This is a genomic window from Streptomyces incanus (assembly GCF_042656345.1).
Taxonomy (GTDB): domain Bacteria; phylum Actinomycetota; class Actinomycetes; order Streptomycetales; family Streptomycetaceae; genus Streptomyces; species Streptomyces incanus.
This window is the reverse complement of sequence record NZ_JBHSPC010000056.1, coordinates 140,410-153,965: the sequence shown is the minus strand read 5'-3', so window position 1 is coordinate 153,965 and position 13,556 is coordinate 140,410. Positions and strand designations below refer to the sequence as shown.

The 13,556-nt window shown below is 63.5% G+C and carries 6 protein-coding genes and 1 pseudogene; 4 read left to right on the top strand and 3 right to left on the bottom strand.

Annotated features, from left to right (window positions below; all coding sequences use genetic code 11):
• Positions 1 to 22: 22 nt before the first annotated feature.
• The 4 genes from ACFP2V_RS20170 to brxL are packed head-to-tail and all read left to right on the top strand — an operon-like array spanning position 23 to position 9,597.
• Positions 23 to 1,519, top strand: coding sequence for a hypothetical protein (locus ACFP2V_RS20170; protein WP_461090471.1), 1,497 nt, complete (start codon positions 23 to 25; stop codon positions 1,517 to 1,519).
• On the top strand, positions 1,519 to 4,950 hold the full coding sequence (gene pglX / locus ACFP2V_RS20165) for a BREX-1 system adenine-specific DNA-methyltransferase PglX (RefSeq protein WP_381214039.1): 3,432 nt from the start codon (positions 1,519 to 1,521) through the stop codon (positions 4,948 to 4,950). The genes ACFP2V_RS20170 and pglX overlap by 1 nt, the downstream gene beginning before the upstream one ends.
• Positions 4,943 to 7,438 carry a BREX-1 system phosphatase PglZ type A gene (gene pglZ, locus ACFP2V_RS20160; RefSeq protein ID WP_381214036.1) on the top strand — a complete coding sequence of 832 codons (2,496 nt, stop codon included), beginning with the start codon at positions 4,943 to 4,945 and terminating at the stop codon, positions 7,436 to 7,438. The genes pglX and pglZ overlap by 8 nt, the downstream gene beginning before the upstream one ends.
• Before the next feature lie 14 nt (positions 7,439 to 7,452).
• Positions 7,453 to 9,597, top strand: coding sequence for a BREX system Lon protease-like protein BrxL (gene brxL, locus ACFP2V_RS20155; RefSeq protein WP_381214033.1), 2,145 nt, complete (start codon positions 7,453 to 7,455; stop codon positions 9,595 to 9,597).
• Positions 9,598 to 9,613: 16 nt separating this feature from the next.
• Here brxL and ACFP2V_RS20150 read toward each other — a convergent pair.
• The 3 genes and pseudogenes from ACFP2V_RS20150 to ACFP2V_RS20140 form a co-directional block, all read right to left on the bottom strand.
• A pseudogene (locus ACFP2V_RS20150) lies at positions 9,614 to 9,739 on the bottom strand (IS3 family transposase); the annotation flags it as partial.
• A 249-nt stretch (positions 9,740 to 9,988) separates the two neighbouring features.
• Entirely contained in the window at positions 9,989 to 11,428 is a 1,440-nt protein-coding gene (locus ACFP2V_RS20145; RefSeq protein WP_381214030.1) for a hypothetical protein, read from the bottom strand.
• Positions 11,429 to 11,861: 433 nt separating this feature from the next.
• A complete protein-coding gene (locus tag ACFP2V_RS20140; RefSeq protein ID WP_381214027.1) occupies positions 11,862 to 13,556 on the bottom strand; it encodes a hypothetical protein in 1,695 nt (564 codons plus the stop codon).

The window sequence follows — 13,556 nt, the reverse complement described above, 5'->3', positions numbered from 1 at the left end:
CTGAGACCGGACTCGCCACCGACTGACGAGACCGTCAAACCAATACGAAGGATTCAGTAAGGCGACACAGAACGTCGAGCGCGAGAAGGAAATCGTCGAGCGCATCCGCCGGGCAGTCGGCAAGGCAGACCTCGTCATCAACGCTGCCGACGTGACCTCCGCATCGCAGGACGCCATCGCTCGTGTGACCGACGGGTTCCAAGACCTCGTCAGCCGCACCTACACCCAGCTCAGCCTTCTCCGCGGGTCCACCTATAGCGAGCAGCAGATTGGCATGTTCGCCAACCCCGACCAGTCGGGCATGTTCGACGACCCGTCGCTGTCAATGCTCGCGACCCCGGGCGACGAGGTGTTCTCGTTCGTTCTGCAACGCGACCGGCTCGGCGAGCAGGCAACCGTCAAGACGATTGTGAATGCGTTCCAGGCCAAGCCCTATGGCTGGGACCTTGCCTCGATCGAGGTCGTCATCGCGTGGCTTGTCGGCACCTCGAAGCTCACGATCACCGTCGATGGGAACGCCCTGAAGCGCACCGAGGTCGCGACGGTGCTGCGCAACACACAGAAGCACTCGCATGCGGTGGTCGCTCCGCAGAAGGTCTTCGACGAGCGCAAGGTCGCGACGTTCCGCAAGTTCTGCAGCGACTTCTTCGACGAGGCGACCGCGCCGAAGGACCCTCTGGAGCTTGCCCGCCACGGCAGCGACAAGCTGCGCGGCAAACTCGACGAGCTGAAGGCTCAGATGAACGGGTCGAAGTACCCATTCGTGGAGCAGCTGACCGCACCGATCGCGTTGCTCGAACAGGCCGTCGGCAAGCCCGACGAGTGGTACCTCACCGAGTTCGGTCTCGGTGACGAGCTGCTCGACGCCAAGGAATCCGTAGCAGACCCGATCCAGTCGTTCCTCAGTGGAGGCCAGCGGGTCATCTACGACGACGCCGTCACGCTGCTCACGGCGAACACGAACAACCTCGGCTACTTGCCCACCGGCAGCGACGCCGATGTCAAGCGGCTACTCGGAGATTCCAACGCGTTCCGCGGCAACCGCATGACCCAGCTCAAGCAAGCCGCAGAGGCACTCAGCAAGCAGATCGGCGAAGCACTCGCGACCAACCGCGCCACGGTGATTCAGGCGATCGAAGGGCGCAAGGCCGAGGTGCTCGGCAGCGCCTACTACGCGAACGCCACCGAGGACGCACAACAGCGGGTCGCGCGCGAGCTCGACCAGATCATCGCCCGCGTCGAGCGTGAGACGCAGATCGCCTTGGTCCGCGAGGTGGGTAACAGCTTCGAAGAGACGACCTATCCCGAGCTGCTCGACCAGCTCGTATCCTCCACCCGTCCCACGGGCGACGAGGGCCACGCACCGGCACCCGTCAAGCAAACCGTCTCGGTCAAGACCATCACTGCGTCGGGTGTCCACGGCGTGCTGGAGACCACCGAGGACGTCGACCGGTACCTCGACGCGCTCCGTAGCGCGCTGCTGTCCACGCTCAACGACGGAAAGCGAATCGCACTCTGATGGAAACCGCTCCGCTCAAGTCCTTCGCCACCTGGGCGCGCACGGCACTCATCCGCGAGGTGGCGGCTCGCATCACGGTCGTGCTCGCCCCTTCCTCGCCCGCGCGTGTCGAACAGCGCAGCGCCGTCGCGGCACTGGAGAAGGCCGTCAACGCGGCCGGCGGCGGCGACACGGGCCGCGACACCGTGGCTGACAAAGTTGCCTACGCCTGGTTCAACCGCATCATCGCCCTGCGGTTCATGGATGCCAACGGCTACACCGGCATTGGCGTCGTCTCACCCGAACGAGGCCGAGAGGGTGGCCAGCCGGAGATCCTCGCCGAAGCCAAGCGCGGGAACATCGACAGCACGGTCGTCACCAACACGCGCACCGCCGAGACCGTGACGAGCCTGCTCAACGGCACGCGCCGCAGCGATGAACCGCAGAGCGAGGCGTACTCGCTGCTGCTCGCGGAGTATTGCCGTCACTGGAACCGGTCCATGCCGTTCATGTTCGAGCGCGAAGGCGATTACACCGAGCTGCTCATCCCCGCGAACCTGCTCGCCGACGACTCCGTGATAGCCCGTGCCGTCACCGTGCTCACCGAGGACGTCTGCCAAGACGTCGAGGTCATCGGCTGGCTGTACCAGTTCTACATCTCCGAGCGTAAAGACGAGGTCTTCGCCGGGTTCAAGAAGAACAAGAAGGCCGGCGCCGCTGAAATCCCCGCCGCCACGCAGCTCTTCACCCCGCACTGGATCGTTCGCTACCTCGTCGAGAACTCCCTCGGACGCCTCTGGCTGCTCAACCGGCCCACCTCGCGGCTCGCCGACCGGATGGAGTACTACATCGTTCCGGACGACGACGAAACCGACTACCTCAAGGTCGCCGGCCCCGAAGAGCTGAAGATCATCGACCCTGCGTGCGGCTCCGGGCACATGCTCACCTACGCGTTCGACCTGCTGTATGCCATCTACGAGGAAGAGGGCTACGCGCCATCTGATATCCCGGGGCTCATTCTCGCCAACAACCTCTATGGGACTGAGATCGACTCTCGCGCCGGCGTGCTGGCCGCCTTCGCGCTCACGATGAAGGCCCGCGCACGCCAACGCACGTTCTTCAACAGGCAGATCAAACCGAACATCTGCGTGCTTGAGCCTATCTCGTTCACACCGGACGAGTTGGACACCCTCGTAACCCGCGGCGGTGACCGTTCCGACGAAGAAGCGTTCTGGAACCAGTTCCAGCACGCCGACACCTTTGGTTCGCTCATCTGCCCGCGTGAGCAACTGATCGAGCCTCTCAGGCAACACCTCGACACGCACGCGCCCGACGATGGCGACCTCTTCGGGAACGAGCTTCACGAGCGCGCGCGTCGGGTGGTTCTCCAGGCCGACTACTTGGCACTGCGGTTCCACGTGCTTGTCGCGAATCCCCCTTACATGGATGCGCGCAACATGTCGGGACTGTTGTGCGACTTCCTGTCGCTTCAGTTCCCTGCGGGGGCTTCCGGTATCGACTTGTCTTTCGCACTGAGGTGTCGGTCATTCGTACAGGCGGGCGGCTACATTGGCTTGCTCACGATGGACAGCTGGCTGGGCAATGTTGAATGCCGAGAATTTCGGGGTATCGTCCGGAAGGGTCTGGAGCTCTACGCTCTGCTCCATCTCGGCAAGCGAGCATTTCCTGAAGTCAACGGCGACGTTGTCCAGGTGGCTGCCTCTGTTTTCGTGAACGAGCCGGACAGGGGTCACGATTCGGTATTCATCGACGCCACTGCAGGCGTCACCACTGCCGAGAAGACAGCGCATTTCAGGAATCCTCAGCGACGCTATACGCATCCACTGAAGTGGTTTGACACCTTCCCGGGGCAGGTCCTGACTCCGTACGCCGCTTCAGAGGCTGCGCATCGCACCTTTGAGGCAGCGCCACCAATGAGCGACGTGGCCGAGGTGAGGACCGGCCTCCAAACGGGGGACAATGGCACATTTCTCCGCTACTGGTACGAAGTCTCCATCTCTCGGATCAGTACGGCGTCGACCGACGGGGAGGCGAAATGGGTCCCCTACGTCAAAAGCAGCTCGCCAACGAGGTGGTTCGGGCGAGAAGACCTTGTGGTCGATTGGGCGGATGATGGTGATCGAATCCGAAAGCATCCAAGTGCGGTTGTGAGAAACCCTGCCTACTACTTTCGTTCTGGCATCTCGTACGGTGGCTTGGCAGGCAACCTCAAGGGTCGCTTGGTGGACGATTGCGCCATCTTTGACCAGAAGAATTCGATGGTGTTCCCGCGCGCCGGAACCTCCGTATACGCGCTGCTTGCCCTGGTGAACAGCTCAGCGCTCGAGACTTTGGCCCGTCTTCTGTCGCCCAAGGGATTCGGTGTTGGAGTTCTCGGGCAATTGCCGATCCCCGAGGGAATTCTTGACGACAAGTCAGTTGATGCGCTTGCCCGTGAGGCTTTGGTTCATTCCGGACGGCTCTACGACCAGGATGAGACGTCTTCGGGTTACCTGGGTCTGAATTCGCTTCTGCTGGGCGGCGAGGCGGAGTCGCGGCTCTGTGATGCCTTCTCTTCGACGGCTTGCACTGAAGCGCAGTTGACGTCGCGACTGTCAGAATTGCATCGTGAGAACGACCAGTACTTCGAAAAGGGCCTACTTTCCAGCTCGCACCCAGTGGCACGGGATGAATTGGTTCGATCCGTGTCCACAGCCAGATCCTTGACTGTTTCACTCGTCTCCCTGGCGGTCGGCTGCATGCTCGGGCGCTACAGCCTCGACGAACCGGGGCTGATCCTCGCCAACCAGGGCGACACGCTCCAGGACTACCTTGCAAAGGTGCCGGACCCGTCGTTCCCGCCCGACAAGGACAACGTGATTCCGATCGTCGATGGCGATTGGTTCGAGGACGACATCGTGGCGCGCTTCCGCCAGTTCCTTCGGGTGGCTTTCGGCGAGCAGCACTTTGAAGAGAACCTGCGCTTCGTCACAGAGTCGCTCGGCGTCAAGGACCTGCGCGACTACTTCGTGAAGTCGTTCTACAAGGACCACGTTCAGCGGTACAAGAAGCGCCCGATCTACTGGATGTTCTCCAGTCCCAAGGGGTCGTTCAACGCCCTCATCTACATGCACCGCTACACGTCGTCGACCGCCTCGACCGTGCTGAACGAGTACCTGCGCGAGTACAAGGCGAAGTTGGAGGCCAGCCGCCAGCACCACGAGCGTCTCGCTGCGGGGACGGGCACGGCTCGGGAGAAGGCTGCCGCGCAGAAGGAGGTCGACCGCCTGCGCAAGGTTCTGCTTGAGCTTGACGAGTACGAGCACGACGTGCTGTACCCGCTGGCGACCCAGCAGGTGCGGATCGACCTCGATGACGGTGTGAAGGTCAACTATCCGAAGCTCGGTGCGGCTCTGAAGAAGATTCCTGGTCTTGAGGCAAGTAATGACTGAGACATCCGCTGTCCGGTCCCACCTGGAGCGTCGTTTCGAGACGCACCGGGTGGTGTTCTGGCACGACCCTGAGGGCGAGTACGTCGCTGACCTCGACTCACTCGGCTTGGAGGGTGTCGAGATCGTGCGTGTCGCCAACGACGAATATGTGGTCAAGCACCGGCTGCTGCACGTGGAGCCTGACACGAGGTTCCTCGTCTACCGCTCGGGTGCCGTGCCGACAGGGATCGGCAACTGGTTGCTCGATCTGGAACTGGCCTACGGGGTGTTCACCGCGGACCGTCCTTCGATGGTGCAGCAGGAACTCGGGCTCGCCGCCGACGGCATCGGCGAGGTCGTGCGGGCACACGAGAAGTTCTTCCGGGCCGTCAAGCGGATGCAGAGCCTTAAGGCGCTGCTGCATGCCGATGACGACGCCGACAAGTTGCGCGCCAAGATGGCGGCGGTGCTGCTCGAGCAGCGCGAGCACAGTCTGCTGGAGATCACCCGTACTCTGCTCATCGAGAACGCTGGCGGTACCGACGCCAAGTACCGCGCCTTGGCCGACTACGGTCTCGATGAGTTCCACTGGCAGGGCGTCGGCAGGATCTACGGCTACATGTCGCAGAGCCCGAGCATCGACGACTTCGTGCTGTGGATGTTCGACCAAGCCATCACTGGGTTCAAGTCTGAACGTCCCGGCGAGCTGCAGAACATCCAGCTCGACTTCGGAAGACTGCGCTATGAACCCCGCAGCCAGAAGGCGATGACCACGCTTGCGAAACGCGTAGCTCGTGACCTGAACTACGCGGGCACGATCGCGGACGCAGGCTTCCGAGATCTGCTGGGCAATGACCTGTTCGAGGAAGTCGACCGGAAGATCATCAGTGATCTTGCGCGTGCGGTCGCCGACCGCACCGTGGCGGCCCGCGAGATCGCTGAGGTCATCCGCAGCCGCCAGAGCAGCATCTGGATCGACGGGTACCGCAAGCTGTACGCCGCGATCGGCAGCGCCTCCGACCTGTTGACCGCGCTCAGCGGGCTCAGTCTGTCGATGCAGTCCTTCGACGAGGGCCTGGATCGGTACCGGCACGAGTGGTTCCGAATCGACCAGCTTTATCGCCAGTTCACCCACGCGGCCCGCACCGCCGAGTTCGCCGGACCCCTGGAGGGACTGCGAGTACAGGTCGAGTCGTTCTATGCGAACAAGTTCCTTTACACCCTGGGCGCCGCATGGCAGCAGCATGTCGATGGCGTCGACCGGTGGCGTTCCGCCGTGCTCCGGCCGCAGACCTCGTTCTTCGCTGACTACGTCAGGCCCATCACACGGGATGGCCGGCGTAAGGCCGTCGTCATCATTTCTGACGCGCTGCGCTACGAGATCGCCGACGAGCTGGGTTCACGTATCCGTCAGGAGGACCGTTTCGACGCGACCCTTGATGCCGTTCTGGGCGTGCTGCCGAGCTACACCCAGCTTGGGATGGCCGCGCTCTTGCCGCACACCACGATCGGGTATTCCGGCAAGGGTGATCGCGTCGATGTGGACGGCCAGCCGTCCGCAGGGACTGATAATCGCAGCAAGATCCTCGCCAGCGTGCTGGGCATGGGAGTCCCCGCCGAAGACCTGCTCGGTATGACCCGCGACGAGATTCGCGATCTGTACCGGCAGCACCAGGTGATGTACGTCTACCACAACCGCATCGACGCGACCGGCGACAAGCAGGGCACCGAGCGGCAGGTTTTCGAGGCTGCCGAGAAGACGCTGGAGGAGCTTGTCGACCTGGTCAAGCGCCTCGCGGGCGCCGACGCCACCAAAATCCTCGTGACCGCCGACCATGGCTTCCTCTTCCAGGACTCCGCGCTCGACGAGGCGGGCTACCTATCCGTCGCACCGCAGGGCGACAACATCACCGTGCAGGCGCGCCGCTACGTGCTAGGAACCGGGCTGAAGACGGACCCGGCGTTCAAGACGTTCAACTCGGCGCAACTCGGGCTCGACAGCGACTACGAGGTGCAGATCCCCAAGTCGATCCACCGACTGCGACTCAAAGGCTCCGGCGCGAGGTTCGTCCATGGCGGGGCAACCCTCCAGGAGATCGTTGTGCCGGTGCTCGCCATCAACAAGAAGCGCAAGAGCGACACTCGGCTGGTCAACGTCGAAATTCTGCCCGAGTCGGACAAGATCACCACCGGTCAGTTGGTCGTCAAGCTCTTCCAGACCGAGCCGGTCAGCGAGAAGGTCCAGCCACGCACTGTGCGAGCCGGCCTGTACTTCGGCGAGACCCTCATCTCGAACCATGCCCCGCTGGTGTTCGACCAGAAATCGGCCGACAAGCGCGACCGGTACCAGAGCGCCGTCATGCTGCTCAGCCAAGATGCGAACGACTACAACAACAGGGCGGTCGAGTTCCGGCTGGAGGAACTGATCCCCAACACGAACCAGTGGCGCGTCTACGGTAAGGCGATGTACACGCTGAAGCGCTCATTCGCCTCGGACTTCGACTTCTAAGGGAGGGTGCAGCCATGAGCGAAGTGAGCGAGGTCAGCCAGGAGGCACCGGTGGGCCCGGACGCGCCAGTCGATGCCGCTCCGATGCAGAGCGAGCTGGACCGCAAGATCAACCGCCTCTTCCCGGGCGCTGTCGTGCGCAAGGACTTGGTCAAGGCGGTCAAGGGCAACGCCATCGTGCCGTCCTACGTGCTGGAGTACCTGCTCGGGCAGTACGCGGCCTCTGACGACGAGGCCACCATCCAGGCGGGCATCGACACGGTGCGCAAGATCCTGACCGACCACTACGTGCACCGGAACCAGTCCGAGCTGGTGAAATCCACGATCCGCGAGCGCGGGCGGCATCGGATCATCGACAAGGTCACGGCCACGCTCAATGAGAAGGACGACGTCTACCAGGCCGAGTTCGCTAACCTCGGCATCAAGGGCGTGCTTGTCGAGTCCGCCACGATCAAGGCGCACCCAAAGCTACTCGTCGGAGGAGTCTGGTGCATCTGCGACATCGAGTACTTCCACAGTGCCGACCCGCGGGTCGTGCCGTGGATACTCGGGTCGATCAAGCCCATCCAGTTGTCGAACTTCGACATTGAGGGCTACCTGGCGGCTCGGCGTGAGTTCACCACCGACGACTGGATCGACCTGCTCGTGCAGTCCATCGGGTTCAATCCCGAGTTGTTCGGGAGGAGGGCCAAGCTCATCCAGCTCGTGCGGCTCATCCCGTTCGTCGAGCGAAACTACAACCTCGTCGAACTTGGCCCCAAAGGCACCGGCAAGTCCCACATCTTCTCAGAGTTCTCGCCCCACGGCATGCTCATCTCCGGTGGCGAGGTCACCGTGCCGAAGCTGTTCGTCAACAATGCCAACGGGCGCATCGGCCTGGTCGGCTACTGGGATGTTGTCGCGTTCGACGAGTTCGCGGGCAAGAAGAAGCGCACAGACAGGGCGCTCGTCGACATCATGAAGAACTACATGGCGAACAAGTCGTTCTCACGCGGCGTTGAGACGCTCGGTGCTGAGGCGTCAATGGTATTCGTCGGCAACACCTCGCACACCGTGCCGTACATGCTCAAGCACTCCGACCTGTTCGACGAGCTGCCCGAGAGCTACCACGACTCCGCCTACCTCGACCGGCTGCACCACTACATCCCTGGGTGGGAGGTCGACACCATCCGCGGGGAGATGTTCTCGGACGGCTACGGGTTCGTCGTCGACTACATCGCCGAAGTGCTTAAGTCGATGCGCTCCCAGGACTACTCGGACCGCTACCAACAACACTTCTCGCTCTCGTCGGGCATCTCGACGCGTGACCGAGACGGGATCCACAAAACGTTCTCCGGGCTGATGAAGATCCTCTACCCGCACGGGGAGGCAGCGCCCGAGGAGATCGAGGAAATCCTGCGGTTCGCGATCGAGGGGCGCAAACGGGTCAAGGACCAGATCCTGCGGATCGACTCGACGATGGCCGACGTCAAGTTCGGGTACCTGGACAGAAGCGGCACCTGGCACGCGGTCTCGACCCTGGAGGAGGACGAATACCCGGCCTACTACCACCGCGAGCGCCGCGAACGTTCCGAGGCTGCTGATAGCGCGATCGAACCGCCTGCGGGCGCGGCGGTGCCCACCGTCCAGGATGGGACTCCGGATGAGCACGCACAGGTGGTGGTGCCGCTGTTCGAGGGCCACCGTGAGTTCCAGGAGAACCAGCGCGGAGTCTCGTTCGACACGCTGCTAGCCCCTTACCTGCTCGGAGCCGGGCAGATTACGATCACAGACCCCTACATTCGCCAGTTCCACCAGGCCCGCAACCTCATGGAACTCATCGAGGGGATCGCCGCCATCAAGGACGCCGCCGACGAGGTCAACGTCAAGCTCATCACCTCAGAGAGCAACGGCGGCGAGGACAAGGTCCGCAAGCAACTTGAGCTCCTACTCAAGGTCAAGCAGGGCGCAGCAGCCGGAGGAATCAACCTCGACGTCTCGTTCGCCAACACGATCCACGACCGCTCGATCGTCACCGACACCGGCTGGAAGATCCTGCTCGGCCGCGGCCTCGACATCTTCCAGTACGTCACCGGTGACGCATTCGACCTCGCTACCAGGCTCCAGAAATACCGCCAGGTCAAGGCGTTCGGGGTGACCTACATCCGCGAGGGCCAGTGATTGATGTGTAGCCTTAGATTCCCAGCTTCGCGGCGACCGCCCTCATCGCGGCCCACTCCGTCGGGTAGTTGGGGCAGATCTCCGCGACCATGCGCACCGCACGCTCACGAAGCTCAGCAGGGTAGGGGGACGGACGTGCCATGACTCGATCCTCTCAGGGAATCGAGCCTCCATCAGACCCGGAGCGGTTCACGAGTGCCTGGGGACGCTCATCGTGGACACCACGAACGGGCTATCTGCACGGCGCATAGGTCCGGCGCTGCATCTGTCCACCGGGGTGGAGCCCAGCCCGGGTGCCGAAAAGGCGGGACACACCGCCGCAGCCACCTGGGGGAAGGACGTTGCAGTTCCGGATCAGCGGAGGACCAGGCACTAGCGGAGCGGAATGACCTCACGGCGTGACATCCGGTGGCACCTGCCGCGGTGGGGTGCGGGTGAAGAAGTCCGTCAGCGGATCCGTGACTACGCTCCGGCGGACTGCGTCAGAGGTCGATGCTTCATCCAGACGTCGTCCCAGATCAGGGCCGGCCGCAGCTGCGGCGATCAGCCAGCGGAGCGTCACACTCGTGGCAAGCTTCCGGAGACCGCGTAGGTGTTGAATGTCTTCCCTCGTGTCGTCGCCATGCGCGTACCTCGACCGGCTGTCGTAGCTCTTGGACACCATGTCAAGGACCCGTTCCTGGGTCTCGTCGGTCATCCAAAGCATGGCCGCTCGCCGCCTGATTTTTTGGGTTACCCCGCTCTTCCCGTCGCCGGTCAGCAGCGCCTCCATCGCGATGACGTACTGGAGCGTGACCTCGTCCGCCTCCTCTTCCCAGATAGATCCGTCATCCTGCGTGCGATGGGAGGCGCGTACCAGGTGCTTTGCAGCACGCTCCAAGCGCCGCGCCCGCGTCTTGCCGGCCTCCGACGTGTCCGCCAAGACAGTGTCGATCAATGAGTCAACGGCGCTGCAAAACGCGCAGAAACGGGGCAACTCGCCATCCGACACCTCGTAGAGACCCGCTTGGTGCCGCTCCACTTCCACCTCCTCGCCGTACTTGTCCACAAAGACGTCCAACGCCCAAGGAATCGCACCGCTGCGCCGATCGATGCGCCGGCTACGCTCAACCACGAACCAGGCATCCATGTGGCAGACCACTTCGCTGCGCCACAGCAGCAGGACGAACAGCGGCCGCCAGTGGTGTAGTTCAGGCCGCGTCGGAAGCTTCATGAGTGGCCAGCGGAGACCATTGACCAACTCCCTGTCCGGATCATCGCGGTGTAGGAAGGTCGCCCCGTCGAGGAACACCGGGTCCATCTCGGACCGCTCGAGCACGTCGCATACCGTAAGGGCCGTTGGCAGCGCCTGGAGCTGACGCAAGTCCTCAGCTGTTGCCGTCTCCAGGGTGTACCCACCGATCGACACGAGGGTGCCTTTGGGCATGCGCGCGTCCAGAAGAAGCCAATCCTCCGGTACCGGCAATGGCGACCGGCAGAGCGCCACGAACTCCGCGACTACGGTGCCTACATTCAGATCGTCGCTGTGCTGGTAGGACCGTGGACAGCACTGGTCGTTGACGGGCAGGCCGTTGGCAATGACCTGCGCCACCCGGGCAAGTCCGGTCATGGCCAACAGCGTTGTATCCCGGAGCTCACCCTCCTTGGTATAGAGGTCTGGGCGTACCGTCGGCGGTACTGCGGCCTCCACGGCCCGCCGTACCGATGCCCATGCCGGGTACTGGCTCATGGCTTCAACGAGAGCGGTGCCCGACTCGGCGGAAATCCCCGCCCGCCGCACCTCGTTGAGCCAGGTGTGCGTGGAGGCGGCCAAATCCGGAGCGTTGTTCATGCCAGCCACGCTACTGAGGTCTCGAGCCGTAAGCCCCCGTATTTATGGCGGTGCGACGGGCACGACGCTCCCGCTGGGGCGTGCCCGCTTGTGTACTCCGCCCTGCTGCTTCAATCGCGGCGACCCATCATCGGCGCCGAAGTCGCCGCCGTCGGCAGCTATCCGGTTGGCCACCGGGCCGAGGGACGAAGCCTCGGCTACGCACAGGAGTGTGCCGTCACTCCCGGCCGAGCAGCTGATGCAGCACCTCCGGGATCTGCCGTCGGCGTTCTGTAGTTCTCAGATTGCGTTACGCTGCTGCCATGCGGCTGACCTGCGATAGCGGTCATCGACTCCGCCCCGGGCGAAGGGGGCAGGACGCCTTTCTCATCCCAATGCGGGTGTGTAGCTCCCCGCTTTCGATACCCCTTGGCCCGTCGGCTGATCTGGCCGCTCAGCGGGGTGCCGCCCTGCCCCGGTCCGGTGTCCAGCCGTCGCTCCCGTTCCCTGAAGTCGGGCCACAGTGGCCCACTCGCTTACGCCCCTGTCTCGAGCAGCGGAAGGTACCCGCTCGAAAGAGACCCTCGCCTTCCGCCACAGCTTCTTGCAGTTGCTCGACGAGTTGGCGCAGGCTCGCGTCGAGGTCGACCTGGTCTCTCGTCTCCGCGACGATCGCTTCACGCACGTCGTCGACGAACGGCTGCCAGGTGTCGCGAGTGCGCTCCGTGCACTCAGTGACGACCTGTTGTCGCTTCTCGGCCGCCGCCTTGTCCTGGTTCAGGCGCGCGCGATCCGCTCCCTGCTCGTCGACGACTTTCGCCAGGTAGACGGCAAGGGGAAGCGCGGCTTCGGCGATGCCGATGTGCCGTCCCGGGTCCCCAGCCGCCTTCGCCGAACTGGCCTTCCCGCCGACGATCGGCCCGCGTGCGTTGTTCGCGGCCTTCAACATACCGATCAACATGGTCCCGACCGTCTCGACATGTTCTGCGGCACCGCCGGGCCCTGCCGGGGTCGTGGAGGCATCCTCCCCGGACCCGAGTGTCGCGACCAGCGAAGCAAAGCCGGCCCAGGAGGGTCGGGCGCGCTCTCGCTCCTTGGTCTTGCGGATCGACTGCTGCAACCGCTGGAGGCGGACCTCGTGCTTGGTGAACCACTCGTCGAGCGTGCGCTGAATCTCGGCCTGAAGTTCATCGGCGCCGGAACTCGGCTCCCACGACCGCCGCATCACCTCCTCGACGAGACCGTCGAGGCTGGCTTGAGCGGCTCGATCGAGAGTGTCGAGTTCGCTCTCCCATACGTCGCGGCGAGCGACGCCACTGGCAGCTACTTCGGCACGTGCCGTGTAGTCCGACAGTTGCCTCCGCAGTTCGGTCACGGTTTCGTCCAGGACCGCTGTCCAGTACCGTTGCCCGGCCGTATGTCGCCATCCGGGCAGTGCCGAAGGGGACACCGCCTCGAAAGCATCCGCAAGGTCCCTCATGCCGTCCCAGCCACGGAAATCATCCCAGGTCTCTCGGCTGAGATCTGTGTCCGGCCCTGCCGTCTGGAACGCGTCCTGCGAGACAACGAATACCGGTGTCCTGTCGTCCAATTCGAACAGTTCCCGCAACTCGCGAACCTTGCGATCACTCAGTTCCCGGTACTCCGCGAGGTCGTACTCTGGGTCAACACCCGCCTCGTCGAACCGCGAGATGACGAACCACATCGACCCCACCGGCCATCCCTGCGTGAACAGCTTCTGAAGCAGGTCACGTTCGGCGGTCGCCAACTGCGGAGTCAGTACCGCGATGCCGACGTCCGTGAGTCCGACCGCCGCCATCGCTCGGCGCGAATTGTTCTGTGCACGAATGTCGGACGCACCGACCGCGAATCCAGGAGTATCGCGGATGATGCACCCACCGACCTCGACGTCGTTGACCTCGAAGGTTTCGTGGCGTGCGCTGATCGTGAGCCAGCCGGGAACATCGCCGCCCGAATCGACGAGCAACCGGCGGAGCAGGGAACTCTTGCCGGTGTCGTAGGACCCGAAGAGGGTCACGACCGGTCTGTCCAGCTTCTCGAACGCGTCCCAGTCGTCGACGTACCGCCCGACCAACGATCCGCCTGGAAGTCGCCCCAGCCAGTCCCGCACTGCATCGATGTCGACCAC